This window comes from Microbacterium sp. 05N427, assembly GCF_056397105.1.
In genome coordinates, this window is record NZ_JBFTMT010000011.1 from 121,630 (window position 1) to 146,135 (window position 24,506).

The 24,506-nt window shown below is 71.3% G+C and carries 21 protein-coding genes; 12 read left to right on the plus strand and 9 right to left on the minus strand.

Annotated features, from left to right (window positions below; genetic code table 11):
* Nucleotides 1–52 precede the first annotated feature (52 nt).
* Both AC1DG4_RS12910 and AC1DG4_RS12915 read left to right on the plus strand, forming a co-directional pair.
* Nucleotides 53–883: a DUF998 domain-containing protein gene (locus AC1DG4_RS12910; RefSeq protein WP_477421266.1), complete on the plus strand. Its 831-nt coding sequence runs from the start codon at nt 53–55 to the stop codon at nt 881–883.
* 138 nt (nt 884–1,021) lie between these two features.
* A complete protein-coding gene (locus AC1DG4_RS12915; RefSeq protein ID WP_477381211.1) occupies nt 1,022–1,228 on the plus strand; it encodes a hypothetical protein in 207 nt (68 codons plus the stop codon).
* A 48-nt stretch (nt 1,229–1,276) separates the two neighbouring features.
* On the opposite strand, the gene AC1DG4_RS12920 is transcribed toward AC1DG4_RS12915, so the two are convergent.
* Nucleotides 1,277–2,449 carry an epoxide hydrolase family protein gene (locus tag AC1DG4_RS12920; RefSeq protein WP_477381213.1) on the minus strand — a complete coding sequence of 391 codons (1,173 nt, stop codon included), beginning with the start codon at nt 2,447–2,449 and terminating at the stop codon, nt 1,277–1,279.
* A gap of 61 nt (nt 2,450–2,510) precedes the next feature.
* On the opposite strand from AC1DG4_RS12920, the gene AC1DG4_RS12925 reads away from it, so the two are divergent.
* Entirely contained in the window at nt 2,511–3,473 is a 963-nt protein-coding gene (locus AC1DG4_RS12925) for a helix-turn-helix transcriptional regulator (RefSeq protein ID WP_477381215.1), read from the plus strand.
* A 71-nt stretch (nt 3,474–3,544) separates the two neighbouring features.
* Here the strand turns inward: AC1DG4_RS12925 and AC1DG4_RS12930 are convergent, their stop codons facing one another.
* The gene (locus tag AC1DG4_RS12930; RefSeq protein WP_477381217.1) at nt 3,545–4,147 is read right to left on the minus strand and encodes a helix-turn-helix domain-containing protein; all 603 of its coding nucleotides are present in this window, start codon (nt 4,145–4,147) and stop codon (nt 3,545–3,547) included.
* Nucleotides 4,148–4,224: 77 nt separating this feature from the next.
* Here AC1DG4_RS12930 and AC1DG4_RS12935 point away from each other — a divergent pair, with 77 nt between their 5' ends.
* Together AC1DG4_RS12935 and AC1DG4_RS12940 are read left to right on the plus strand one after the other, a co-directional pair.
* Entirely contained in the window at nt 4,225–5,151 is a 927-nt protein-coding gene (locus AC1DG4_RS12935; protein WP_477381219.1) for an NAD(P)/FAD-dependent oxidoreductase, read from the plus strand.
* Nucleotides 5,152–5,170: 19 nt separating this feature from the next.
* Nucleotides 5,171–5,446: a hypothetical protein gene (locus tag AC1DG4_RS12940; protein ID WP_477381221.1), complete on the plus strand. Its 276-nt coding sequence runs from the start codon at nt 5,171–5,173 to the stop codon at nt 5,444–5,446.
* 60 nt (nt 5,447–5,506) lie between these two features.
* Here AC1DG4_RS12940 and AC1DG4_RS12945 read toward each other — a convergent pair whose 3' ends face one another.
* The 5 genes from AC1DG4_RS12945 to AC1DG4_RS12965 form a co-directional block, all read right to left on the minus strand.
* Nucleotides 5,507–5,863, minus strand: coding sequence for a protealysin inhibitor emfourin (locus tag AC1DG4_RS12945; RefSeq protein ID WP_477381223.1), 357 nt, complete (start codon nt 5,861–5,863; stop codon nt 5,507–5,509).
* On the minus strand, nt 5,844–6,953 hold the full coding sequence (locus tag AC1DG4_RS12950) for a M4 family metallopeptidase (RefSeq protein ID WP_477381225.1): 1,110 nt from the start codon (nt 6,951–6,953) through the stop codon (nt 5,844–5,846). Before AC1DG4_RS12950 ends, AC1DG4_RS12945 begins: the two co-directional genes overlap by 20 nt.
* A gap of 118 nt (nt 6,954–7,071) precedes the next feature.
* Nucleotides 7,072–9,642: a DEAD/DEAH box helicase gene (locus AC1DG4_RS12955; protein ID WP_477381227.1), complete on the minus strand. Its 2,571-nt coding sequence runs from the start codon at nt 9,640–9,642 to the stop codon at nt 7,072–7,074.
* Nucleotides 9,643–9,830: 188 nt separating this feature from the next.
* Complete coding sequence (gene deoD, locus AC1DG4_RS12960; RefSeq protein ID WP_477381229.1) at nt 9,831–10,544, minus strand: purine-nucleoside phosphorylase; 714 nt, start codon at nt 10,542–10,544, stop codon at nt 9,831–9,833.
* Nucleotides 10,545–10,651: 107 nt separating this feature from the next.
* Nucleotides 10,652–11,314, minus strand: coding sequence for a DNA alkylation repair protein (locus AC1DG4_RS12965; RefSeq protein WP_477381231.1), 663 nt, complete (start codon nt 11,312–11,314; stop codon nt 10,652–10,654).
* Between the two features lie 163 nt (nt 11,315–11,477).
* Here AC1DG4_RS12965 and AC1DG4_RS12970 point away from each other — a divergent pair, with 163 nt between their 5' ends.
* Nucleotides 11,478–13,283 (plus strand): glycoside hydrolase family 35 protein, encoded by a 1,806-nt coding sequence (locus AC1DG4_RS12970; protein WP_477381233.1) that lies wholly within the window; start codon nt 11,478–11,480, stop codon nt 13,281–13,283.
* Nucleotides 13,284–13,488: 205 nt separating this feature from the next.
* Here the strand turns inward: AC1DG4_RS12970 and AC1DG4_RS12975 are convergent, their stop codons facing one another.
* Nucleotides 13,489–14,526 (minus strand): FUSC family protein, encoded by a 1,038-nt coding sequence (locus AC1DG4_RS12975; protein WP_477381235.1) that lies wholly within the window; start codon nt 14,524–14,526, stop codon nt 13,489–13,491.
* A 196-nt stretch (nt 14,527–14,722) separates the two neighbouring features.
* Between AC1DG4_RS12975 and AC1DG4_RS12980 the strand changes: the two genes are divergently transcribed.
* The 3 genes from AC1DG4_RS12980 (at nt 14,723) to AC1DG4_RS12990 (ending at nt 19,109) form a co-directional block, all read left to right on the plus strand.
* Entirely contained in the window at nt 14,723–15,103 is a 381-nt protein-coding gene (locus AC1DG4_RS12980; RefSeq protein ID WP_477381237.1) for a hypothetical protein, read from the plus strand.
* Between the two features lie 227 nt (nt 15,104–15,330).
* Nucleotides 15,331–18,174: a helix-turn-helix transcriptional regulator gene (locus AC1DG4_RS12985; RefSeq protein WP_477381239.1), complete on the plus strand. Its 2,844-nt coding sequence runs from the start codon at nt 15,331–15,333 to the stop codon at nt 18,172–18,174.
* A 98-nt stretch (nt 18,175–18,272) separates the two neighbouring features.
* Nucleotides 18,273–19,109, plus strand: coding sequence for an oxidoreductase (locus AC1DG4_RS12990; RefSeq protein WP_477381241.1), 837 nt, complete (start codon nt 18,273–18,275; stop codon nt 19,107–19,109).
* Nucleotides 19,110–19,273: 164 nt separating this feature from the next.
* Here the strand turns inward: AC1DG4_RS12990 and AC1DG4_RS12995 are convergent, their stop codons facing one another.
* Nucleotides 19,274–20,212, minus strand: coding sequence for a siderophore-interacting protein (locus AC1DG4_RS12995; protein WP_477381243.1), 939 nt, complete (start codon nt 20,210–20,212; stop codon nt 19,274–19,276).
* Between the two features lie 24 nt (nt 20,213–20,236).
* On the opposite strand from AC1DG4_RS12995, the gene AC1DG4_RS13000 reads away from it, so the two are divergent.
* The 3 genes from AC1DG4_RS13000 (at nt 20,237) to AC1DG4_RS13010 (ending at nt 24,479) form a co-directional block, all read left to right on the plus strand.
* On the plus strand, nt 20,237–21,094 hold the full coding sequence (locus AC1DG4_RS13000; RefSeq protein WP_477381245.1) for an ABC transporter ATP-binding protein: 858 nt from the start codon (nt 20,237–20,239) through the stop codon (nt 21,092–21,094).
* A 225-nt stretch (nt 21,095–21,319) separates the two neighbouring features.
* Nucleotides 21,320–22,345, plus strand: a complete 1,026-nt coding sequence (locus tag AC1DG4_RS13005; RefSeq protein ID WP_477381247.1) for an ABC transporter substrate-binding protein — start codon at nt 21,320–21,322, stop codon at nt 22,343–22,345.
* Nucleotides 22,346–22,364: 19 nt separating this feature from the next.
* Nucleotides 22,365–24,479, plus strand: a complete 2,115-nt coding sequence (locus AC1DG4_RS13010; protein ID WP_477381482.1) for an iron ABC transporter permease — start codon at nt 22,365–22,367, stop codon at nt 24,477–24,479.
* The last annotated feature ends 27 nt before the right edge of the window (nt 24,480–24,506 follow it).

Consider the following 24,506-nt stretch of genomic DNA (forward strand, 5'->3'; position numbering starts at 1 on the left):
TCGAGTCGTCCCCCTCAGCGGACCCCCTGGCGTCCACTGAGGGGGACAGCAGATGCCGCCGTGGCAGACGACGATCTCGCATGCCTCCGCGATCGCGCTGACCGTCGCCTTCGCGGCGGTGACCGCGTTCGGGGTGCTGCTGGGCGGGCTCGTCTTCGGTGCCGGCCTGCACGACTTCCGGGCGCCGGCGCTGGGCGGCGCCCTCATCGCGGGGGTGGCGTCGGCGATCGGCGGGCGCTTCGCCTACACGGCGGGGGTGGGCATCCGCACGCGGGATCTGGCGGCGCTGCTGTTCGGCTTCCTCACGATCGGCACGCTGTTCGCGATGGCGACAGCGGCGGATCCGCTGTGGTGGCAGCAGAACTTCTCGCAGCTCGGCCTCGGCGCCCGAGGCTGGGCGTTCAACGGCACGCTCGTCGTGGCAGGGCTGCTGTTCGCGACGGTCGGCACGTACATCGGCCGCGACCTGCACCGTCTGCGCGGCGACCATGCCTTGCGCGGGATCGCCGTCGTGGTCGCCCTCTGGGGCGCCACGGGCGTCGCGCTGGCGGTCGTGGGCTTCGTGCCGATCGAGTTCAACCGGATCGTGCACTGGATCGCGGCGATCGGAACGCTCGTGCTGTTCGCGCTCGCCGCGGCGATGTCGACGAAGGCCCTGCCCGGGCCACCTCTCGCACTGCTGGTCGCCACGATCGGGCTCGGAGTGCTGCTGGCGGCGGCCGTGCTGCTGCACATTCCGGTCCGGCTGTACTCCTCGACCGGGCTCGAGGCGATCGCGGTCGGGCTGGGCCTGGTCTGGATGACGACGTTCGTCCGGGTGCTCGCCGTGCTGGTGCCGGACGTTCCACGGGTGTCGGCCAGGGCGACGCTCTGGCGCGGGTGAGGCGCGAATCGTGAGACACCACGTTCTGCGCGAGACACCGCGTCAGTGCTGGTGTCTCGCGCAGAATCTGGTGTCTCGCGGAGTCGCCGCCGCGAGAACGACGACCCGCTCGTGTGCCGGCGGGCGCACAATGGACGCATGGGCATGTTCACGCAGAAGCCGGAGGAGAAGGCCCCCTGGGCAGCACTGCCCGGAGAGCCGCTGGACCGGAATGAGGCGACCGACCTTCCGGAGGCGCCCGTCGCAGATCCGCTCGCACTCGGGCTGGGTGCACCGACCTCCGCGACGACCGTCGCGATCCCGATGCCGCCAACGCCCGCGCAAGAGCCCGCGCCGGAAGCCTGAGCGCGGGGAGCGGTGGCCTGACATCGGCTTCCGCAGGGCCGCCGAGGGTCACCCCCGCAGGGATCCGAAGAACGCGCGGATGTCGTCGGTGAGCAGCTCCGGCTCCTCCATGGCCGCGAAGTGCCCGCCGCGGTCCTCGATGTCCGTCCAGCGCACGATGCGGTGATGCTGCTCCTCGGCGAACCGCAGGCCGATGTCGTGGGCGAACGCGATCACGGCGGTCGGCACGCCGGAGCTCGGCTTCGGCGCCTCCCATGCGGTGTTCAGCGCGTAGGTGAGGGCTGCGGATGATCCACCGCTCGCCGTGAACCAATACAGCGACGCGTTGTCGAACACGAAGCGCTCGCCGAGCACGTCCACCGCATCCCGCTCGGCGGGGTGGGTCCAGGCCTGGAGCTTGTCGTAGATCCACGCGAACTGGGCGACAGGGCTGTCTGCGGTCATCTCGCCGATGAGACCGGGCCGGGTGCCCTGGATCGCGATGTAGCCGAACTCGCGCTGCATGAACTCCGCGACGCGACGCAGTCGGTCCTGCTCGAGAGGGGTGAGCCGGGCCGCGGTCTCGTCATCGACCTCGCCGAGGAACGACCCGCCGAGGGAGCCATTGACATGCACTCCGATCACGCGTTCGGGAGCAAGACGTGCCAGTTCTGGTGCCACGGCCGCTCCGTGGTCGCCGCCCTGCGCTGCGAAGCGGTCGTATCCGAGACGGGACATGAGCTCCAGGAACGCGCGTGCGGTCCGCTCGATCGTCCAGCCCGCGTCCTCCAGCGGCGTCGAGAATCCGAACCCGGGATGCGAAGGAATGATCACGTCGAAGGCGTCGGCCGCGTCGCCGCCGTGCGCGACCGGATCCGTCAGCGATCCGATGAGGCCTTCGAACTCCAGGAAGGAACCGGGCCAGCCGTGCATGAGCAGGATCGGCGTCGCTCCGGGATGCGGGGAGCGCACGTGCACGGCGTGGATGGTCTGCCCGTCGATGCGGGTGACGATCTGCGGGAGGGCGTTGAGGCGCTCCTCGGTGGCTCGCCAGTCGTGGCGCCCCCACCGTGTGACGAGGTCCTGGAGCACCGCAACGGGTACGCCGTCGCGCCAGCCGTCTCCGGGCAGCGGTGCCGGGAAGCGTGCGGTGCGGAGCCGGGAACGGAGATCGTCGAGGACGCTCTCGGCGATTTCGACGCGGAAGGGGAGGATGGCGGACTCGTTCTGGTCTTCGTTCATGACTTCAGGTTCTCGCCCATAACGGTCACAATATGACCGGAAAGCAAAGGAAGCTGAGACCATGACCCGCACGACCGGACGCACTCTCGCCCTCCTCTCTCTCCTGCAGATCCGCCGCGAATGGAGCGGCGCCGAGCTGCGCGAGCGGCTGGAGGTGAGCGATCGCACCCTGCGCCGCGACATCGACGACCTCCGCGAGCTCGGGTACGGCATCGACGCCACGCGTGGGCGACACGGCGGGTATCGGCTGGGGCCGGGCGCCAGCGTGCCGCCGTTGACCCTGTCCGACGACGAGTCGATCGCGATCGCCGTGGGTCTGCGCGCCGCCGCGAACAGCGTCGTCACCGGGATGGAGGAGGCCGCGGGGCGCGCGCTCGCGAAGCTCGAGCAGTCCCTCTCCTTCGCGGCACGCACCCGCATCGCCGAGGTCGAGCGGGCCCTGGTGCCGCTGGATCCAACGGCCGATGCGGAGGGCGCCGTGGACCCCGGGATCGTGGCGGCGATCGCCACCGCGATCGACGTCCGCCAGCGTCTCCGCGTCGATTACACCCGCCACGACGGCGCCGCCGTGCAGCGGATCATCGAGCCGCACCGCATCGTGCACACCGTGCGGCGCTGGTACCTCGTCGCGCGGGATCCTGAGCACGATGCGTGGCGCACGCTGCGGATCGACCGGATCCGGCGGTCACTGATGCTGCGGGAGGACTTCCCCGTCCGGGAGATCCCGGAGGAGGCGCTGCGGGAGTTCACGGCGCACAGCATCACGACCGCGCCCTACCGCTACCGCGCGCGGGTGCGCATGCACGCCTCTGCGACGGAGGTGCGCCGCCGGTTCGACGCCACGGTCGCGGTCGTGACCGCGGAGGCGGAGGAGACGAGCATCCTCGTTGCGGGATCCCGCTCGCCCGAGGAGTTCGCGCTGTACCTCGGAGCCTCGGGGATTCGCTTCGAGGTGCTGGAAGGAGAGGAAGTGCGTACAGCGCTGCGCACGGTCTCGGCCCGGCTGACGGAGGCCGCCGGCTGAGGACGTGGACGGAGCGACGCGTGTGCCCGGGCGGGCGGATGGCTGCCAGGGTCAGCCGCCGCCGGCCGCGCTCAGGGAGCGGTCGCCCCGTCGCTCGTGTCGCTCGCCTCGGGGATGTGCACGCGCGCGCCGTTCCGGTCGAAGAGACTGAGGATCTCTGCGGGCGCGTCGCCCGTGGCCCCGAACCAGTGCGGAGTACGGGTGTCGAAGTCCGCGACCTCGCCCTGGCTGAGCACGAGGTCCCTCTTGCCGACGATGAGGCGGATCCGCCCGCTCAGGACGTAGATCCACTCGGATCCGTCATGCGTCCGCAGGACGCCGGGGCCCTCCTCGACGGGCATCACGACCTTCCACGCCTGCACGCCGCCAGGGTTGCGGCTCAGCGGGATCACGACGCGCCCGTTCCTGCGCCGTGGGCGCAGCCGCACACGCGGATCGCCGAATTCGGGAGCGCCGACGAGGTCGTCCAGACTCATCCCGTACGCGCGGGCCAGGGGGAAGAGCAGCTCGAGGCTGGGCCGGCGTAAGCCGCTCTCCAGGCGCGAGACGGTGCTCGCGGAGGTGCCGGCGAGCTCCGCGACCTCGGCGAGGGTGAGCCCGCGGCCCGTGCGGATCCGCTGGAGGCGGGGCCCGATCCCGTCCAACGCGGTCGCGAGATCTGCGTTCGTGTTCACGAGGACAAGAACACCAGCCTTTTGCGGTTTCCGCAAGCAAGATTGCCATCTCGAAGCACCGCTGCAAACCTGGTCCCATGACCCGAGAACTGTTCGACACCGCGATCATCGGCGGCGGGGCCGCCGGGCTGAGCGCCGCACTCGTGCTCGCCCGCTCCCGCCGTTCCGTCGTGCTCCTCGACGGCGGCGCACCGCGCAACGCCCCTGCCGCGCACATGCACGGCTTCCTCTCGCGCGACGGCTTTCCGCCCTCACGTCTTCTGGAGATCGGACGCGAGGAGATCACGTCCTACGGGGTGCGCCTGGTCCCGAACCAGGTCGCGTCGGCGACCGGCGACGCCGAGGAGGGATTCGTGCTCACGACCGATGAGGGGGCCGAGATCGCCGCCCGCCGGATCATCCTCGCGACGGGCGTCGAGGATGTGCTGCCCGACGTCCCCGGGGCCCGCGAGGCCTGGGGGCGCTTCCTTCTGCATTGCCCCTATTGCCACGGCTACGAGGTCGGGGACGGATCCTTGGCCGTCTTCGGGGGCGTTCCGGGTGCCGTGAAGCACGCGATCCTCCTCCGGCAGTGGTCGTCCGATCTCACCTACTTCGCCAACGGGTGCGCCCTCTCGGAGGAGGACGCGCGTCTGCTCCGCGTCCGGGGCATCCGCGTGCAGGACGGACGGATCGCGGAACTGCTTCTCGACCGGGAGCGCTTCCATGGAGTGAGACTCGAGAGCGGCGACGTGGTCCCCGTCGATGCCGTGTTCGTCCGGCCGGAGTCCCGCCCCCGCACCGAGCTCGTCGCGGCTCTCGGAGGCGTCATCGATGGCGCGGGCTTCGCACACCTCGACGCTTCGGGACGCACCTCCGTGCCGGGAGTCTGGGTCACCGGCAACCTCGTGGATCCACGCGGACAGGTGATCACCGCCGCCGGCCACGCCAACGCGGTCGCGATGGACGTCAACGCGGATCTCGTCGACGTCGATGTCCGCGGCGAGCTCCTCGCGTCGCGCTGAGCAGAGAGGCGGACACCACATGAAGCGCACATTCGTGCCCGACGTCCCCGACGTCCCCGACGCCCCCGACGCCCCGCGGCCGCCGAGCCAGCACACGCTCGCTCTGATGATCTGGATCGCTGTGGCTCCGACTCTCCTGGCGATCAACCTGCTGCTGGGCCCGCTGATGGCCGGGATTCCCGTGGTCCCGCGCACGATCATCACCGTGACGATCGCCGTTCCCATCGTGATCTACGGGCTCATGCCGTTGCTGCACAAGCTCCGTCGTCGTTGGGCGGCCTCGCGTAGGCGCTAGGCGACGGCTGCCCGGAAGCGCGATGTGAGTCGCTCCCCGAGCGGCGTTTCGGGCCGTGGATCAGAGCGGCGCCGTGCCGGTGTCCGCCTCCTGCACCGCATCCACGAGGGCGCGCCACGGGCCGAGCAGATGCTCCTCCGGGATCACCTGCTCGTGGCGCTCGCGGCGGATCCGCACCTCGATCCGCCACGAGTAGCGATCCGCGCCGGTGCCGCGGGGAAGCTTCTCGTTCCAGGGGCACTGCTCGACGAGGACGATCCAGTGCGCGGCCTCGCCGCCGGATGGCTGCACGCTCCATCGCCGGGTCATGCCGGCGATGCCACCGCTGCGGGCGACGCGGATCGCGACGCCGTCGTCGCCGGCGGCGTCGGAGTCGACGGGGATGCCGACGGGCGGATCAGCCGGCGGCTCGCTCATCACCCGTCGCCTTGATCACGCCGACCGAGGCCCAGGCGGTGCGCGCGGCGTCGCCCGTGGCCGGGCTCACCGCCTCCGCCTCGGCGATCGTCGCCTTCGCGAACTGCGCGAAAGACGCCGATGCCGGCAGCCCGCCGGTCAGCGCGCGATACCAGACGGATCCGGCCGTCTCCCACGCGTAGCCGCCGAGCTCGACCGCGAACAGCGCGAAGGCGCGGTTCGGGATGCCCGAATTGAGGTGCACGCCGCCGTTGTCGTCGGTGGTCTGCACGTAGCCGCTCATGTCGGCCGGCTGCGGATCCTTGCCGAGCTCGGGGTCGTCGTACGCGGTGCCGGGATGCAGCATCGACCGCAGCGCCTTGCCGTGGACGGCGGGGGTGAAGATGCCCGCGCCGATGAGCCACGTCGCCTGGTCCGCGGTCTGGGCGAGCAGGTGCTGCTCGGTGAGCGCGCCGAAGACATCGGCGAGCGACTCGTTCAGCGCGCCGGGCTGCCCCTCGTAGTCCAGGCCCGCGGTGTGCTGGATGACGCCGTGCCCCAGCTCGTGACCGATCACCGTGGTCGAGCCGGTGAAGCCCTGGAAGACCTGGCCGTCGCCGTCGCCGAACACCATGCGCTCGCCGTTCCAGAACGCGTTGTCGTATCCGGATCCGTAGTGGACAGTCGCGTCCAGCGGCAGGCCCTTCCCATCGATCGAGTTGCGCTGGAAGGCGTCGAGCAGCATCTGGAACGTCGCGCCGAGCCCGTCGAACGCCTGGTTCACGGCGACGTCGGCCACCGTCGGCTCGTCCTCCGTGCGCACCACGGTGCCGGGGAGCGTCTCGGTGCCGTGCGCGTCGCTGATCGTGCGGTTCGGAGCCGCCTCGACCGTGGCCACGAGCGAGCCGTTCTCGTCGATCGACAGCCGCAGCTGAGCCCGGTGCTCGGCCGGCGCCGGGGCGATCAGGGTCTGCCTGGCGGCCTCGGCGGCCTGGGCGTACCGCTCTGACTCGGCCAGTTTCGCCAACAGGTAGGACGGGACGATGCCCTGGTGGACCTGTGCCCGCCGAGCCGGGGTCCGCGGCCCCCCGCGGCCTTCGTGAATCGTCATGATGCCCTCCGTTCCGCTCCGTGCCTCCGACGATACGCCGGGCGCCCGACATCGTCACGGATCGCGCTGATCGGCGGGAGTACGCCGCAGACGAGTGTCCCGCAGAGGTGCCGTCCTGCTACAACCGGGCCACTCCGGTCACCGCGATGACCGCCTCACCGGCTTCGTCGGAGGCGTCCAGGTCGACCATCGCGGAGATCCGCCAATCGTGGTCTCCTGCCGGGTCGTCGAGGATCTGCTGCACGGCCCATGCCCGGGCCGGGCGCTCGTGATCCTGGCCACCGGTCTCGTCGAGGATGATCAGCGCTGCGCTGCGCGCATCGGCGCCGGTGCGGATCTCGTCGTGCTCGGCGAAGTAGGCGTCCAGAGCCGCATCCCACCTCTCGGCGCCGAACTCCGGATCCAGCGCGGCGAGGGCATCCAGATCCTCGCGCGCGGCGAGCTGCACGCGGCGGAACAGCTCGTTGCGCACCAGGATCCGGAAGGCGCGCACGTTGGTCGTGAGTCGTTTGGGTGCCGGGGGCACGACGGGCTCGTCGGTGTGCGAGACGGGGTGACCGGAGACGAGTTCCTCCCATTCGTCCAGCAGCGAGGAGTCCACCTGACGGACGAGCTCGCCCAGCCACTCGATGAGGTCGCGCAGCTCCTCGCTCTTCAGATGCTCGGGGATCGTCTGCGAGGCCGCGCGGTAGGCATCGGAGAGATAGCGCAGCACGACGCCCTCGGAGCGCGCGATCTTGTACAGCGCGACATATTCCCCGAACGACATGGCCCGCTCGTACATGTCGCGGACGACCGACTTGGGGTGCAGCTCGAAGTCGCGGATCCACGGCTGCGCGGCGCTGAAGGTCTCGAACGCCGCAGACAGCAGCTCTTCGAGGGGCTTCGGATACGTGATCTCCTCGAGCGCCTCCATGCGCTCCTCGTACTCCATGCCCTCGCGCTTCATCGCTGCGACCGCCTCGCCGCGGGCGATGAACTCCTGCTGGCCCAGGATGGCGCGGGGGTCGTCGAGGGTGGCCTCCACGATCGACACCATGTCGAGCGCGAACGTGGAGGAATGCGGCACCGCGGAAGCGGATCCCGCTGTCTCCGAGCCGCTGGAAGGGTCGAGCAGGTCGAACGCCGCGAGGGCGAAGGGGGAGAGCGGCTGGTTCAGCGCGAAGTTCGGCTGCAGGTCGACGGTGAGGCGTATCGTGCCGTCGGCGTCGCGCTCGACGATCCCCGACTCGCGCAGTGTCCGGTAGATCCCGAGCGCCCGGATCGCCAGGATCCGCTGCCGCGCGCGCGACTCGTGATTGTCATATACCAAAGCGCGCATATTCGCGAAGACGTCGCCGCCGCGCCCGATGATGTTCAGCATCATCGCGCTCGTGATCTGCATGTGCGAGGTCAGCGTCTCGGGCTCCGCGGCGATGAGCTTCTGGAACGACGGCTCCCCCCAGGACACGAAACCGTCCGGTGCCTTCTTGCGGATGATCTTGCGCTTCTTCTTCGGATCGTCGCCGGCCTTGCGGACCGCGGCGATGTTGTCGCTCTCGTGCTCCGGTGCCTGCGCGACGACCGTGCCCGCAGTGTCGAAGCCGGCCCGCCCTGCGCGCCCGGCGATCTGGTGGAACTCGCGCGCATTGAGCTGGCGCATCCGAGTGCCGTCGAACTTCGTGAGCGCCGTGAGCAGCACCGTGCGGATGGGCACGTTGATTCCGACGCCGAGGGTGTCGGTGCCGCAGATCACGCGCAACAGCCCGCGTTGTGCGAGCTGCTCGACGAGCCGGCGGTACTTCGGCAGCATGCCGGCGTGGTGCACGCCGATGCCGAGCCGGAGCAGGCGCGCGAGGGTCTTGCCGAAGGAGGTGGTGAACCGGAAGCCGCCGATGAGCTCGGCGATCTCGTCGCGCTGCTCGCGGGTGGCGACCTTCGCGCTCGCGAGCGCCTGCGCGCGCTCCATGGCGGCGGCCTGGGAGAAGTGCACGACGTAGACCGGTGCGCGGTCGGTGTGCAGCAGATCCTCGATCGTCTCGTGGATCGGGGTGGTCTCGTAGAAGTAGTGCAGCGGCACGGGCCGCTCCACCCCGGTGACGACCGCGGTCTCCCGGCCGGTGCGGTGGGTGAGGTCGGCGGCGAGCTCGCTCACATCGCCGAGCGTGGCCGACATGAGGACGAACTGCGCCTGCGGCAGCGTGAGCAGCGGCACCTGCCAGGCCCAGCCTCGATCCGGGTCCCCGTAGAAGTGGAACTCGTCCATGACGACCTGGCCGACCTCGGCGTCCGGCCCCTCGCGGAGGGCCAGGTTCGCGAGGATCTCGGCCGTGCAGCACATGATCGGGGCGTCGGCGTTCACGGCGGAGTCACCGGTGACCATTCCGACGTTCTCCGCGCCGAAGACCTCCACCAGACTGAAGAACTTCTCGCTGACCAGCGCTTTGATCGGCGCGGTGTAGTACGTGCGGCGCCCGTCGGCGAGGGCCGCGAAATGGGCGGCGACCGCGACGAGCGACTTGCCGGTGCCGGTAGGGGTACTGAGGATCAGGTTCTGCCCCGACACGATCTCGATGACCGCCTCGTCCTGCGCCGGGTAGAGCGAGATCCCGGTCGACTCGGCCCACTCCACGAAGGCCAGGTAGACGGCATCCGGATCCGGAGCCCCCTCGGCGGGGCGGACGACGGACGGATCGAGGCGCGCAGACATGATGCATCGATCATCCCACCCGGGGATGGACGACGCGGGCCGTACCGTTCTCAGGATGGAATGCCCGCAATCGACGGGACAGGGCCGAGATCGCGGGGATCCGCGGAATCGATCCTGAGAACGGTCAGGGCAGGTGCCGGCAGCCAGGTTACGCGCGCGCCCGGCGGCGCGGCTGACCGCCGCCGGCGTCAGACCGCGATCGCGGCCTCGAGCGCGATGCGGACCATGTCGCCGAAGCTCTGCTCGCGCTCCAAGGCTGTGGTCTCCTCGTGCGTGACGAGGTGGTCGGAGACGGTGCAGATGCTCAGGGCGCGGCGACCGAAGTACGCGGCGAGCGTGTAGAGCGCGCTCGTCTCCATTTCGACGGCGAGGGCTCCGTGCTGCACGAACGGCTCGGTGAGCTCGGGGCGGGTGCTGTAGAACTGGTCGCTCGAGAAGAGCAGGCCGACGTGTACGACGTGGTCGAGGTCCATCCGCTCGCTCGCCTCGACGGCGCGGCGCAGGAGCCCGAAGTCGGCGACGGGCGCGTAGTCCTGGCCATGGAAGCGGACCCGGTTGATCCCGGAGTCGGTGCATGCGCCGTTCGCGATGATGATGTCGCGCATGCCGACCTTCTCCGTGAGCGCGCCGCAGGAGCCCACCCGCACGATCGTCTGCACCTCGTACTCTTGGAACAGCTCGTTCGCATAGATCGACATCGACGGCTGTCCCATGCCGGATCCCTGCACGGACACCCTGTGGCCCTGCCAGGTGCCGGTGAAGCCGAGCATGCCGCGCACCTCGGAGTAGCACTCCGCGTCGTCGAGGAAGTTCTCCGCGATCCATCTCGCGCGCAGCGGATCCCCGGGGAACAGGACGATGGGGGCGATCTGACCGGGTGCGGCGGCGATGTGCGTGCTCATGCGATCAGGGTATTCGGGCGGCTTCCTCCGGCGCGAGGCTCGCGCGCATGCGCGATCCGAGGCTCGCGCGCATCCGCGGATCCGTCCCGCCGGGTGCGAGGACGCGTTCAGCCCTGGCGGCGCACCATCTCCGCGATCCACAGCGGCGCGAAGGGCGAGGTGCAGTTCGGCGGGGTGGGGTAGTCGGCGAGCACCTGCAGCCGCTCGCCGATCGCGATCGCGCGGTCGCGCCGTGCGGGGTCGTTGATGCCGATCGTGGCGAGGGTCTCGTTCATGGCCCACTGCTCACGGGCGGGGGCGCCAGCGAGCTCGCGCTCGATCCGGTCCAGGAGCGCGTCGAGGTCGAGTCCCTCCGGAGCCTTCGCGACCCGAGCCGAGGTGAGCGACCAGGCCGCGGCGCGCGCGTCGGGCGCGGCATCGTCCAGCCAGCGCACACGCAGCTCTTCCGCGAGCGGAGACTTCTTCACGAGGTACGCGACGAGCCAGTCGTGCGCCTTGGAGCTCAGGGTCTCCCGCACCATGCGGTCGAGGTCGTCGGCGTCGAGGGCGCGGGGTTTGGCGAGCAGGATCCCAAGGAGCTGCCCCGCCACATCGCCGGACGCCCACAGCTCGCCGGCGAGCTCCGGATCTGTGCCGATCCGCTTCGCGAGCGCGCGCATCTGCGACAGGTTCACGCCGTGCGCGTCGCCGTGCCGTTCGTTGACGGCGCGGGCCTTGGGATCCTCCAGCGCGGCCAGATCGGCGAGGGCTTCGGCGAGAGTGACGGGCATGTCGCCAGCCTACGCGTGCGAAACTCAGTCGATCCGGGCCGCCCGGGGGCGGGATCCGAGCGTGGTGGCCGGATTCGACTGAGTTCGAGACCGGTTTCGGCCGACAGGTGCTGCCTGCGAGACTATGGTGACGCAAACATCGTGCCGCACCCCGAGGAGAGCCATGACCGAGTCCCCGCGCGCAGCGCTCACCTATGCCGACGGCGCGCTGCTGCGCCGCGGCCGTCCGTTCCGGATGCTCTCCGGCGCGGTGCACTACTTCCGGATCCACCCCGACCAATGGGAGGACCGGCTGCGCCGCCTCGCCGCGATGGGGGCGAACACGGTCGACACCTACATCCCGTGGAACTTCCACGAGCGGGTCGAGGGCGAGAGCGACTTCGGAGGCTGGCGCGACGCCGAGCGGTTCATCCGGCTCGCCGGCGAGATCGGGCTCGACGTGTTCGTGCGTCCCAGCCCCTACATCTGCGCGGAGTGGTCGAACGGCGGCATCCCGTTTTGGCTGAGCGGCCGCACGCGCGCTCTACGCACAAGCGACCCCGTCTTCGTCGCCGCGGTCGACGCCTGGTACGACGAGCTGATCCCCCGGCTCGCCGCGCTGCAGGCGGCGCATGGCGGTCCGATCACGGCGCTGCAGATCGAGAACGAGTACGGATCCTTCGGCAGCGACCACGACTACCTCGTGCACCTGCGCGACGGGCTGCGCTCGCGCGGGATCGTCGAGCTGCTCACCACGGCGGACGGGACCACCGCGGACATGGTGCGCAACGGCAGCGTCGAGGGCGCGATGGGGTCGTTCACCTTCGGCACAGGGGTCGAGGAGGCGCGGCGCCTGCACGTGCCGGACCAGGCACTCCTCTGCGCGGAGCTGTGGGGAGGCTGGTTCGACCACTGGGGTGAGCAGCACCACGTGCGCTCGGCCGCCAGCATGATCGGCACGGTCGAGGAGCTGCTCGCCGAGGGCGGATCCGTGAGCCTGTATATGGCGCACGGCGGCACCAACTTCGGCCTCTGGGCGGGGGCCAACCACGACGGAGTGCTGCAGCCGACCGTCACGAGCTACGACTCGGACGCGCCGATCGGCGAGGACGGATCCCTGAACGACAAGTTCCACGCGCTGCGCGCGGCGTTCGCGCCGTTCCACGACGGCGACCTCCCGCCGGTGCCGGAGCCGCCGCGTCGGCAGGCTGCCGGATCCGCGCCGCTGGTGCCCGTCGCGTCTCTGATCGACATCGCGCGTGCGGAGCCCGCGGCCGCTGCGGCCCCGATGCCGCTCACGTTCGAGGAGCTCGGCGCCGAGGACGGGTTGGTCGCCTACGAGGCCGAGATCACTTACGCCCCCGGAGCGGCCCTGACGGTCGACGTGCTGCACGACCGCGCGGTCGTATACCTCGACGGCGTGCGCCTCGGCGTGCTCGAGCGCGACGGGGTGCGCTCGCTCGACCTTCCCTCCACGGGCGGATCCGGACTGCTCACGCTCGTCGTGGAGAGCCTCGGGCGGATCAACTACGGGCCGCGCACCGGCGAGGGCAAGGGCATCATGGCTGGCGTGCGGATCGGGCGCCGCTTCGCGCACGGCTGGACGCACCGGCTCATCCCGCAGGAAGCTCCGGCGGCCCCCGGCGCACCGGCTCCCGCTGCCGCCGCACCGGCTCCCGCTGCCGCCGCACCGGCTCCCGCTGCCGCCGCACCGGCTGACGGCTTCGCCCTGGCGGTGTTCGACGTCGCCGACCCCGCCGACGCCTGGCTCGCGTTCCCCGGCGGCGCGAACGGCATGGTGTGGCTGAACGGATTCCTGCTCGGCCGCTATCGCGAGGTCGGCCCGCAGGTCACGCTGTACGCCCCTGCACCGCTGTGGCGCACGGGCCGCAACGAGATCCGCGTGCTCGACACCGACGCGCTCGGATCGGTCGTCGAGATCCGCGAGGAGCCCGACTTCGGGCCGGTGGAGGAGTTCGTCGGGGCCTGAGCGGATTTGCCCGTACCGTTCTCAGGATGGATTTCACGGAACTCCGCAGATGGGACCGATTTTCGGGCCGCAGGCCGAATTCGTCCTGAGAACGGACCGGAGCCGGTGTGAGCCGCTCGACGCGCCCCGCGAACGGCACGCTCTGCGACGCGGAATGCGCCGGGCGCTGCCGGATCCGGCGGGGCCCCGCCGGAGCGCCGGATCCTCAGTCCTCGTCGCGCAGGCCGGCGCGGATGCGGCGCAGGTCCTCGGTGAGGGATCCGATCAGCACCCAGTTACGGGACGAGGGCGGGCGGATGTCCAGTGGCGAGGTCAGAGCGGGGATCGCGGAGGTCAGCGCCTCGGGTTCCGGATCCACCTCGGCCAGCTGAACGGCGAGGCGCACGTCGTGGCCTGCGCGGTGCAGCTGCTCGGCGATCGCCGCGACCGACGGCTCGGCAGGCAGAGCGTCGTCGTACTGGTCGACGTAGGCGCGGGTCATCCCGATCACCTGCGTCACGATCGGGCCGAGGCGCTCCAGCAACGCACGCATCGCGGCGAGCTCTGAACGGTGGCGCGACCCGCGCGGATTCAGCGTGAGCGACTCCTCCCCGGCGGTCACCGACGCATCGGCGGCGTCCTTCATCGGGCGCAGCAGCCGGGCCTCGAGCATGAGCTCCTGCAGGCGTGCGGGACTCTGCTCCACCGCGATCGCGTCGCCGAGGCGGTCCAGGGTCGCGGCGAGCTCTCCGCCGAGCAGCGCCAGGTCGCGTCGCACCGGGGCGACCAGCACCGGGGGCACCACGACGACGTTGACCACGAAGCCGATCGCCGCGCCGATGAGCGTCTCCAGGATCCGGTCCACGGCGTAGTCGGGGCTCGCCGACCCCAGCGCGAGTACGAGCATCGCCGAGATCGCGACCTGATTCGCGGTGCCCGGCGTGGCCTTGAACGACCAGGCCACGACCATGGCCACCACGACCGCGAGCAGCACGACCCAGCTGAGCCCTCCGAGGGCGAGGCTCAGCAGCACCGCGATCACGACGCCCGCGATCACTCCGATGCTGCGTTCCACGGCCTTCGCGAACGACTGGTTCACGCTCGGCTGCACCACGAGCAGTGCGGCGATCGCCGCGAACACCGGCAGGTGCCCCGGGACGAGCCAGCCCGCGATCAGCCAGGCCGCGATCGTGGCCGCCGCCGACTTCGCCACCTGCAGCAACGGCGCGCGTCGGGCGGCACGGAGGGCGGCGAGCGGGCGCATGGTTCCACGGTAGTCCGGGTGCCTGTGCGCGGTGGTGCGGGCGGGGTCCTCGGGGTGGGGCGAAGGCGGGATGACCCCGCCCTCGGCTGCGGTCCGGATCCGGATCTGAGGTGCCCGCCTCAGAAGTTAAGGCATCTGCCCGATGGAGGGAGGGGGCCTTAGCGACGAGCGTATGAGTACCGGAGAAGGAGACATCATGGAACTGAACTACGCGATGAGCTACCGCATCACCACGCTGGAAATCGAGCAGGCCGCGATCCGTGCCGAGCGCGCCAGGATGGCCGCAGAGCACGCCGACATGATCGTGCGCCGCGACGGGTTCCTGCGTCGCACGCTGGGTCGGCTGCAGGCCCGCCGTACCGAGGTGGTGCCCGCCGCGACGACCCCCGCGCCCGCCGTCCCGGCGACGGCGAGTCCTGCGAGCGCAGCCCCTGCGCCGTCGCCCGAGCCCGCTGCGCCGTCGCCCGAGCTCGTGCCCGCGGCGCCGATCGCCGAGCTCGTGCCGGCTGCGTCCGCGCAGGCTGAGGAGGGCGCCCGCGCGAGCGAGCTGGTCGGCTGCGGCTCGCACGCCGCATGAGAGCCCCGGCGTCCGCCTCGGCGCCAGACACCGCGATGCCTGAGCCCTCCGCGGCACAGAACGCGCCTGATCGCGAGAGCGAGAGCCTCCCGACGATGGATCCCACACCGGATCCGCTGCCGTCGGGAGGCTCTTCCGCGTCCGGGGCGGTCTCCGCCGCTTCTGCCGAGGGCGGCGCCGGGCCACGAGCGGCGCCCGATGTCCGTGGCTGGTGGCACGATGAAGACATGTCCCTCGCCACCACGTCGGCCGCCATGGTCGGGCGCGATGCCGAACTCGCGCTCCTCGACGACGCCCTGCGCCGTGCCGGTGCCGGCGAGTCCGCTTCCGTGCTCGTGGGCGGCGAGGCGGGCATCGGCAAGTCCCGGCTGACGGCGGAGTTCCGGCGCCGCGTGGCGGACGAGGCCATCGTGCTGACGGGCTGGTGCCTCGACTACGGATCCACGCCGGCGCCCTTCGGGCCGCTCCCGGCGATCCTGCGCGGCGTGCTCGACGAGCTCGGCGACCGCGCCGACGAAGCAGCGGGCCCCGGCCGCGATGCCCTGCAGCTGCTGCTGCCCGAGCGCGCCACCGGACCGGTCGACCGGTCCGCCATCCGCCCCGAGGGGCTGCGCGAGACGATCGCGAACCTCCTCGAGGCCGCTGCCGCCACCCGGCCCGTGGTGGTGGTGATCGAAGACCTGCACTGGGCCGATGCCGCGACCCTGTCGATGCTGTCGTTCCTGCTCCGCGCCCTCGCGGGCCGACCGGTGCTGTTCCTGCTCACCTGCCGCATCGACGAGGTGCGTCGCGGGGGAGAGGTGCGCACGTTCTTCGCCGAGGCGGAGCGCGCCCGCCTTCTCGACCGGATCACCCTGAAGCGGCTCGAGGCGATCGAGGTGCGCGACCTGGTGCAGCGCCTGCGCGGCGCGGTCGATGATGCGGGACTCGCCCGCCTCATGGAGCGCAGCGAGGGCGTGCCGTTCTTCATCGAGGAGCTGCTCTGCAACGTGCAGGGCCCCATGCCCGACACTCTGCGCGACGTGCTGCTCGCGCGCTTCGACGCGCTCGGCGACGACGCGAAGCGGGTGGTGCGGGTCGCCTCGGGATCCGACGGCGCCATCGCGCACGACCTGCTCTCCACCCTTGCCGGTTTCGGCGACGAACGGCTCGACGATGCCCTGCGCGAAGCGATGGGCGCCGGAATCATCGGGCTGGCCGACCGGGAGAGCTACGGTTTCCGGCACGCCCTGCTGCGCGAGGCCGTGCACGACGACCTGCTGCCGGGCGAGCGGGCGCGCCTGCATTGGGCATACGCCGACGTCCTGGAGACAGCCGGCGCGGTGCCGTCGACGCTCGCGTTCCATTGGCACCGCGCCCACGATTCGCCCCGCGCGCTCGCCGCGGCGGTGACCGCGATGCAGGAGGCGAAGAACAGCTACGCCTTCTCGACCGCCGCGCGGTTCGGTGAGCTGGCGCTCGAGCTGTGGGACCAGGTTCCGGATGCGGCGGAGGTCGCCGGCATCGAGCGGATCCCGTTGCTCGCCCAGGTCGGATCGATCCTGCGCAACGGGGGCGACGGAGAGCGCGCGCTCGCCGTGGTGTCGCTCGCGCTCGACGAGATCGATCCCGCGGCCGTCGACCGCTCCGTGCACGCGCGGCTGCTGCGCGATAAGGCGCTCTACCTGCAGAATCTGGGTCGGCGCGGATCCATCGACCTCTTCTTGCAGGCGCTCGCGATCATCGAGTCCGAGCCGGGGCAGGAGCGGCTGCGCGCCGCGCTGCTCGGATATCTCGCAGGCCGCTACCTCATCGGCGCCCGGCTGGAGGAGGCGGTCGCGACCGCCGACGAGGCCTACCGGATGGCCGAGTCGATCGGCTTCGACAACGTGATGTCGGTCGCGGCGAATCTGCGCGGCTGCAGCCGGATCCACCTCGGCGAGGTCGAGGCCGGCCTCGCCGACTTCCGGCTCTCCTGGGAGCATGCGGCCGACCACGATGCCCAGCTGCGCTACCGGGTCAACTACGCGGACAGCCTGAACATGCTGGGCCGGTTCCGTGAGGCGGTCGAGGTCGCCGAGGCGGGGGTCGCGCACTCGCGCACGCTCGGCGTCGAGCGGTCCACCGGCGCCATCCTGTCGCACAACATGGTCGAACCGCTCCTCGAGCTCGGCGAGATCGACCGCGTGGAGGAGATCTCCGCACGGGATCTCGCGGTGCGCACCCTGCAGGTCTTCCGGATGTACTCGACGATGTCGCGAATCAGGGCACTCGTGTGGCGCGGCGAGATGGACGAGGCCGTGCGAGTGCTGCGCGAATGGCGATCGATCGCCGAGGGCGTCGCCGCCGTCGAGCGTCAGGTCTGGTACTCGCTGCACGACATCGAGATCCTCATCGCGCTCGGTCTGGGCGATTCGGTGCGGGCGGCCGAACAGCTGCGCACCGTGCTCGAGGATCCGGGCCCGCGGCTCGCACTGATGGGGCGGATCCTGCTCGAGGGCGGTCGGGTCGTGGCCGACCTGCGCGCGGACGGACATGACGTGCTCGCGGCTTCGACGGCCGATCTTGTGCGCGCCCGGTGGGCATCGCTGCCGCCCGAGCTGCAGCTTCCGCGCTGGGATGCCGTGCTCGGTGCGGTGCTCGACGGTGACGCGGACCGGCTCGAGGCGGCCGTGCCCGTGGCTGACGGCGACGACGTTCCCGCAGTGTTCCGGGCGGTCGTGCGATTGGAGCGGGCCAGAGCGCTGGTGGCCTCGGGAGACAGGGCAGCAGCTCCCGACGTCGCGGCCGAGGCGGCGGCGGTCGCCGAGGCCCTCGGCCACGACCGGTTGCGACGCCGCACCGCGGAGTTCATCGACGCGGCGGGTCTGCACCGCGCGGGATCGCGCGCGGCCCACGCCGCGGAGAGCGTAGAGCTCACCGCGCGCGAGCAGCAGGTGCTCGACCTCATCACGGAGGGACTCAGCAACCGGCAGATCGGCGAGCGCCTGTTCATCAGCGGGAAGACCGCGAGCGTGCACGTCTCCGCGATCCTGCGCAAGCTCGGCGTCTCCTCCCGCACCGAGGCGGCCGTCGCCCAACGCGCCCGCTAAGCCGGCCGCCCTGCCAGGCGCGTGCCCGCAGTCCCTTCGATGCGAGACCATTGGTCCGATACCCGGTTCGGGTGTCAGGGCAGGGGAGAGGGATCGTTATGGTCACGAAGGTCGCACTCGTCACGGGGGCCTCATCCGGCATCGGAGAGTCCGCCGCGCGTCACCTGAACGACGCGGGTTTCACGGTCTACGCCGCCGCGCGGCGTGTGGACCGGATGGCGGGGCTGCGGGACGCCGGGGTGCACACGCTCGCCCTGGACGTGACCGACGACGCGTCGGCGCAGGCCGCCGTCGCGCAGATCCTCGCGGAGCAGGGCCGGATCGATGTCCTTGTGAACAACGCGGGGTACGGGTCGTACGGCGCACTCGAGGATGTGCCGCTCGCCGAGGCGCAGGCGCAGCTCGACGTGAACGTGCTCGGTCTCGCCAGGATGACGCAGCTGGTGCTGCCACAGCTGCGCGCGCAGCGCAGCGGCACGATCATCAACATCTCGTCGATGGGCGGCAACTTCACGACTCCGCTGGGTGCGTGGTATCACGCCAGCAAGTACGCCGTCGAGGCGATCAGCGATGCGCTGCGGATGGAGGTTGCGCCGTTCGGCATCGGCGTCGTCGTGATCGAGCCGGGATCCATCCGCACCGAATGGGGTGCGATCGCGGCAACGAACGTCCTCGAGACGTCGGGAGACGGTCCGTACCGGACGCAGGCCGTGGCGGTCGCGAACGCCCTCGGCAACAGCTCGCTGCCCGGTGCCAGGATGACCTCCTCGCCGGAGGTCGTCGCGCGGGCGATCACGAAGGCGGCGACCGCCCGCCGCCCTCGCGCTCGCTATCGCATCGGCTTCGGCGCGAAGCCTCTGGTCTTCGCGCACCGGATCCTGCCCGCGCGCGTGTTCGACCGCGTCATCCAGCGAGGCATGGGCATCGGCGGCTGACCCGCCGCGGCTCCGCAGTCCGCCCAGGGAGCTGTTCTCTGGCCGCGAGACCGAACTCGAGTTCCGAGACAGCGTGTTAGATCGTCGGTCTCGGGACGGAGGTTCGGTCTCGCGGCCTGGCGGAACGCACCCGCGAGGCGGCCGTGGGCAGCGCTGCGGCGGGGTCAGGCGGCTTCGGCCCGCCCTCGGCGCCAGTAGCCCATGAACGCCACGGAGCGACGGTCGATGCCGAGGCCGCGCACGAGGTGGCGGCGCAGCGCGGTGATCGTGCTCGCCTCGCCGGCCAGCCAGGCGTAACAGGATCCGACCGACGATTCCGGCACCTCCCAGAGCACTTCGTCCTCGCTCGGATCGGCGAGCTCGGTTCCCGCGGGCGCGTCGACGGCATGCGCATCCGCTGGCGCGGGCGCGGCCTCGGCGGCCCGCGTCTCGCCCCAGGCGTGCACCGCTGCACTCAGCCGCAGCCCGTGGGCCGCGCTTCCGCGTGCGAGCCACGTCACCGCCACACCCTCGGGTGCTGTGAGTCGCAGCGCGTCGGCCTCCGTGGGCACCTCGATGTAGACGGATCCGGTCACGTGCGCGGGGAGCGACTCGACGATCGCGCAGATCGCCGGCACCGCGGTCTCATCTCCCGCGATGAGCACCGATTCGGCATCGCCCGGATGCCACTCCAGCCCGCCGGTCTCATGGGCGCGCGCATCGGGGCCGATCACGACCAGCGGCGCCCCGGGCGCAGCGACGGAGGCCCAGGCGGACGCGGGGCCCTCAGTGCCGTGCAGCACGAAGTCGACGTCGATCTCGCGGGACTCGGGCCGCGCCGCGCGGATCGTGTACGTGCGGATCGGATTGCGATCCTCATCGGGGAGTTCTCGCCAGCGGCGATACCACTCCATCATGCCGACCGATTCGTCGAACTGGCCGACGTCGGTGAAGGATCCATCGGACAGCGGCAGCACGAGCTTGATGCGCTGATCGAGGCCCGCCGTGCCGAAATACACGAGGTCGGGGCCGGTCAACGTCATGCGCAGGAAGTTCGGCGACAGCTGCTCGCGACGAGCGACGGTGGTGCGATACGTCCGGTAGGGGTGATGTGACACGTCCATCAGGATAGGTTAGGCTCCCCTAACATGACGAATCGGGATTCTTCCGGCTTCCTCCCGCCGGCCGGGCTCGTGGCCGAGGGCTTGGCGCTGAACTACGGCCGCACACCCGTCGTGCACGACGTCGCGATGACGCTCCGCCCCGGGACGGTCACGGCGCTCATCGGCCCGAACGGCAGCGGGAAGTCCACTGCGCTGCGGGCCATCGCGCGGCTGCACCGCATCCAAGCCGGATCCGTGCGCCTCGAGGCCGGCGGCGTTCACCGTGACGCCGCGACGCTGGATGCGAAGGAGTTCGCGCGCACGGTGGCGATGCTGTCGCAGTCGCGTCCGCATCCATCCGGACTGGAGGTGCGCGATGTCGTCGCCTTCGGCCGGCATCCGCATCGCGGTCGCTTCTCCGGCCTGCGCGACGAGGACCGTGAGGCCATCGACAGGGCGCTCGTCCTCACCGGTCTGGGTGCGATGGGAGCGCGACCCGTGGACGAACTCTCCGGAGGGGAGCTGCAGCGCGTCTGGCTCGCCACCGCGCTCGCACAGACCACGCCGATCCTCCTGCTCGACGAGCCGACCAATCACCTCGACCTGCGCTACCAGATCGAGACGCTCGACCTCATCCGCGATCTCGCCGACGCGGGCACCGCCCTCGGCGTCGTGCTGCACGACCTCGACCACGCCGCAGCGGTCGCCGATCGCGTCGTGCTCCTCCACGACGGTCGCGTGCGTGCTGACGGCACCCCGGCCGAGGTGCTCACCGGCGAGAACCTCTCCGCGGCCTATGGGCTGCGCATCGACACCGCGCTCGACGACGACGGCCGGGTGCGCGTGATCCCGCGCGGCCGGCACGTCGCCCGTCTCCCCGCCCGCGAACCGCAGCCCGCTTGATCTGACCCACCTGACAGGTGGCCCGGTCCCTGAGCGAGGAGCGCAGCGACGAGACGAAGGGCCTCAGCAACCGACGTCCTTCGCCTCGCTGCGCTCGCTCGTCCTTCGTCTCGCTGCGCTCGCTCAGGAACCAACGACACCCAGACCAGCGGCGGCCATCCCCCGCGGCCGGATCCGACCTCGACCCCGACCTCTCGCTCCCCGACTCACCCACCCTGGAGAACCATGCGCAAGCCCTTCGCCGTCCTCACGCTGCTCGCGGCGACCACCCTGGCCCTCGCCGGCTGCGGAACGACCTCTGTCACGGCGCCCACCGACAGCGGCGCACCCGCCGCGAGCGCGGAGTGCGCCAAGGACACCACGACCACCGCCACCGGGCCGGTGAGCGTGACCGACGCCCTCGGCCGCACCGTGAAGCTGGACAAGCCCGCCGAGCGCGTCGCCGTGCTGGAGTGGCAGCAGGTCGAGGACGCCCTCTCGCTGTGCGTGACGCCCGTCGCCGTGGCGGATGCCGCCGGCTATCGCCAGTGGGACAAGGCAGAGAAGCTGCCCGAAGGCGTCAAGAGTGTCGGAACCCGGCAGGAGCCGAACCTCGATGCGCTGTTCCAGACCAAGCCCGACCTCGTCGTGGTCGAGGCGCAGACCCGCGACGACGCGATCATCGGCCAGCTCGAGAAGTACGGCGTGCCCGTGCTCGTGACGATCGGCGCCGACGCGAAGGATCCGATGAAGCAGCTTCTCGCGACCTTCGACCTCATCGCGCAGGCGACGGGCCGCACCGAGCGCGCCGAGGTCGTCACGGCCGAGATGAAGAGCCATCTCGCGGAGGCGAAGAAGACCCTCGCCGCCGCGAAGCCGGAGAGCACCGACTTCGTGTACTTCGACGGCTGGGTCGACGGCGGCACCGTGTCGCTGCGCCCGTTCGGCACCGGTTCGCTGATCGGCGCGATCGGCGGCGAACTGGGCCTCACGAACGTGTGGAAGGGCGAGACCGACCCCGCCTACGGGCTCGGCAGCACCGACATCGAGGGCATGACGACCGTCGGATCCGCGACGCTGCTCTACACCGGCACCGACGACCCCGACAGCGGCAGCTTCATCACGGCGGCCGAGAAGAACCCGGCCTGGGCCTCGATCCCCGCGGTCAAGGACAAGCGGATCCACGCGTTCCCGACCGGTATCTGGACCTTCGGCGGACCGCGCTCGGCCGAGAAGATCGCCGACGCGTACGTCGACGCGTTCCGCAAGTGACTCGGAGGCGATGAGCGCGATGCGGGTGGAGGAGCAGGATCCGGCGATCACGGTCTCGGCCGGGTCGCGGGAGCCGATGGCGGAGGCGGGCGCGGACGCCCGGGCGACCGGAGAAGCGGGGACGAGCCCTGCGACCGGCGTCCGCGCCCGGCTCGGCGCCGTCGGCGTGCTCGTCCTGCTGCTGCTCGCGCTCATCGCCGCCGCGGGCTGGCACCTCACACAGGGGACGAGCGGAGCGGGCTGGGCCGATCCGGACATCCTGCTCGGGGCGCGCCTGCCCCGGCTCGCGGCGGGCGTCGCGGTCGGCGTCGCACTCGGCGTTGCCGGCCTGCTCATGCAGTCGCTGGCGCGCAACGCCCTCGCCTCCCCCGACACGCTCGGAGTGACGGCAGGCGCGTATCTCGCGATCACCGCGGTGGCCGCCTTCGGGATCTCGATCCCGTTCTGGGCGTCGGGGATCGTCGCGTTCGGCGGCGGGCTCGTGGCCGCGGTGATCGTGCTGGGGCTCGCGGGAGGGGCCGGATCCTCCACGACCCGGCTCGTGCTGGCCGGATCCGCCCTGGCCCTGGCGTTCCAGGCCGCGACCTCGGCCCTGCTGATCCTGTTCAGCGAGCAGACCAAGGGCCTGCTCGCCTGGGGGAGCGGCAGCCTGTCGCAGCTCGGGCTCGACGCGTTCCTGCGCGCAGCGCCGGTCGTCGTGGTCGCCGGCCTGCTGGCGCTGCTGCTCGCCCGCCGTCTCGACGTGCTCGCGCTCGGCGACGATCTGGCCGCATCCCTCGGCGTGCGGATCCGTTCGACGCGCATCCTCGGGATCCTGCTGTCCGTCCTGCTGACAGCGACCGCCGTCACCCTCGCCGGCCCGCTCGGCTTCGTCGGACTGTGCGCGCCGGTGCTCGCGCGCCTGCTCGTGCGGATCGTGCCAGGGCTCGGCCGGCACGCGCTGCTGCTGCCCGCATCCGGACTCATCGGTGCGCTCGTGGTGATCCTCGCCGACGCCCTGCTGCGGCTCATCATCGGGGCCGAGGGCGCGATCGCCGTGCCCACGGGTGTGGCGACGACCGTTCTCGGATCCGTCGTGCTCGTGGTGATGGCGCGGCGACTGCGCGATTCCGGGCCCACGCGGCGGCCGCCGTCGATCCGGTTCGGAGTGCGCGGGCCGCTGCGCTTCCGGCTCGTGCTGATGATCGCGGCCGTGCTGGTGGTCGCCGTCGTGGTCGCCGGCCTGCTGCTCGGTGCGACGCCGCTGCTCACGGGGGATGTGCTGCTCTGGCTGCAGGGGCAGGCGCCTCCGCAGATCGCGTTCGCGCTGGACGAGCGGGCGCCGCGGGTGATCGCCGCCGTCACGGCGGGCGCGGCGCTCGCGCTCGCCGGATGCCTCACGCAGGCGGTGAGCCGCAATCCGCTCGCGGATCCTGGCCTTCTCGGAATCACCGGCGGGGCGGGGCTCGGAGCCGTGCTCGTGGTGACGAGCGCCGCGGCCTCGACGTTCGGCATGCTCGTGGCGGCGGTGATCGGCGCGCTCTGTGCGTTCGCCCTCGTGTACCTGCTGGCCTGGCGCGGCGGGCTCAGCGCGGACCGGTTCATCCTCATCGGGATCGGCGTCTCATCGGCGGCGGTCGCGCTCACCTCGTTCGTGCTTCTGCGCACGAGTCCGTTCAACACCCCGAAGATCTACACCTGGCTGAGYGGCACGACGTACGGCCGGATCTGGGATCAGGTGGTACCGCTGGCCGTGGTGCTGCTGATCGCGCTGCCGGTGGTGCTGCTGCGCGGCCGCGAGCTCGACCTGCTCGCGCTCGATGAGGACACTCCGCGCGTGCTCGGAATGAAGCTCGAGCGCTCGCGTCTGCTGATCCTCGCGGTGGCGGCGCTGCTCGCGGCGTTCAGTGTGGTGGCGGTCGGGGTCATCGGCTTCGTCGGCCTGGTCGCCCCGCATGCGGCCCGGGCCCTGGTCGGCGCCCGGCACGCGCGCGTGGTCCCGGTCGCGGTGCTGCTGGGGGCGGTGCTCGTGGGCCTCGCCGACGCGGTGGGCCGCACGGTCATCGCCCCCGCACAGCTGCCCGCGGGGCTCGTCGTCGCGGTCCTCGGCGCCCCGTACTTCGTCTGGCTCCTCTGGCGCTCCCGCGACGTGTGAGCCACGGGTTGCCCGCGTCCTTCGTCT

Bases quoted from the DNA above. Each gene is read 5' to 3' on its own strand.
- AC1DG4_RS12965 (WP_477381231.1), bottom strand. From the start codon at position 11,314: ATGCCCGTCACTCTCGCCGAAGCCCTCGCCGATCTGGCCGCGCTGGAG.
- AC1DG4_RS12980 (WP_477381237.1), top strand. From the start codon at position 14,723: ATGGAACTGAACTACGCGATGAGCTACCGCATCACCACGCTGGAAATC.
- AC1DG4_RS13005 (WP_477381247.1), top strand. From the start codon at position 21,320: ATGCGCAAGCCCTTCGCCGTCCTCACGCTGCTCGCGGCGACCACCCTG.
- AC1DG4_RS12970 (WP_477381233.1), top strand. From the start codon at position 11,478: ATGACCGAGTCCCCGCGCGCAGCGCTCACCTATGCCGACGGCGCGCTG.
- AC1DG4_RS12950 (WP_477381225.1), bottom strand. From the start codon at position 6,953: ATGACGATTCACGAAGGCCGCGGGGGGCCGCGGACCCCGGCTCGGCGG.
- AC1DG4_RS12985 (WP_477381239.1), top strand. From the start codon at position 15,331: ATGTCCCTCGCCACCACGTCGGCCGCCATGGTCGGGCGCGATGCCGAA.
- AC1DG4_RS12945 (WP_477381223.1), bottom strand. From the start codon at position 5,863: ATGAGCGAGCCGCCGGCTGATCCGCCCGTCGGCATCCCCGTCGACTCC.
- AC1DG4_RS12990 (WP_477381241.1), top strand. From the start codon at position 18,273: ATGGTCACGAAGGTCGCACTCGTCACGGGGGCCTCATCCGGCATCGGA.
- AC1DG4_RS12920 (WP_477381213.1), bottom strand. From the start codon at position 2,449: ATGAACGAAGACCAGAACGAGTCCGCCATCCTCCCCTTCCGCGTCGAA.
- AC1DG4_RS12975 (WP_477381235.1), bottom strand. From the start codon at position 14,526: ATGCGCCCGCTCGCCGCCCTCCGTGCCGCCCGACGCGCGCCGTTGCTG.
- AC1DG4_RS12915 (WP_477381211.1), top strand. From the start codon at position 1,022: ATGGGCATGTTCACGCAGAAGCCGGAGGAGAAGGCCCCCTGGGCAGCA.
- AC1DG4_RS12910 (WP_477421266.1), top strand. From the start codon at position 53: ATGCCGCCGTGGCAGACGACGATCTCGCATGCCTCCGCGATCGCGCTG.
- AC1DG4_RS12995 (WP_477381243.1), bottom strand. From the start codon at position 20,212: ATGGACGTGTCACATCACCCCTACCGGACGTATCGCACCACCGTCGCT.
- AC1DG4_RS12955 (WP_477381227.1), bottom strand. From the start codon at position 9,642: ATGTCTGCGCGCCTCGATCCGTCCGTCGTCCGCCCCGCCGAGGGGGCT.
- AC1DG4_RS12935 (WP_477381219.1), top strand. From the start codon at position 4,225: ATGACCCGAGAACTGTTCGACACCGCGATCATCGGCGGCGGGGCCGCC.
- AC1DG4_RS12925 (WP_477381215.1), top strand. From the start codon at position 2,511: ATGACCCGCACGACCGGACGCACTCTCGCCCTCCTCTCTCTCCTGCAG.
- AC1DG4_RS13000 (WP_477381245.1), top strand. From the start codon at position 20,237: ATGACGAATCGGGATTCTTCCGGCTTCCTCCCGCCGGCCGGGCTCGTG.
- deoD (WP_477381229.1), bottom strand. From the start codon at position 10,544: ATGAGCACGCACATCGCCGCCGCACCCGGTCAGATCGCCCCCATCGTC.
- AC1DG4_RS12940 (WP_477381221.1), top strand. From the start codon at position 5,171: ATGAAGCGCACATTCGTGCCCGACGTCCCCGACGTCCCCGACGCCCCC.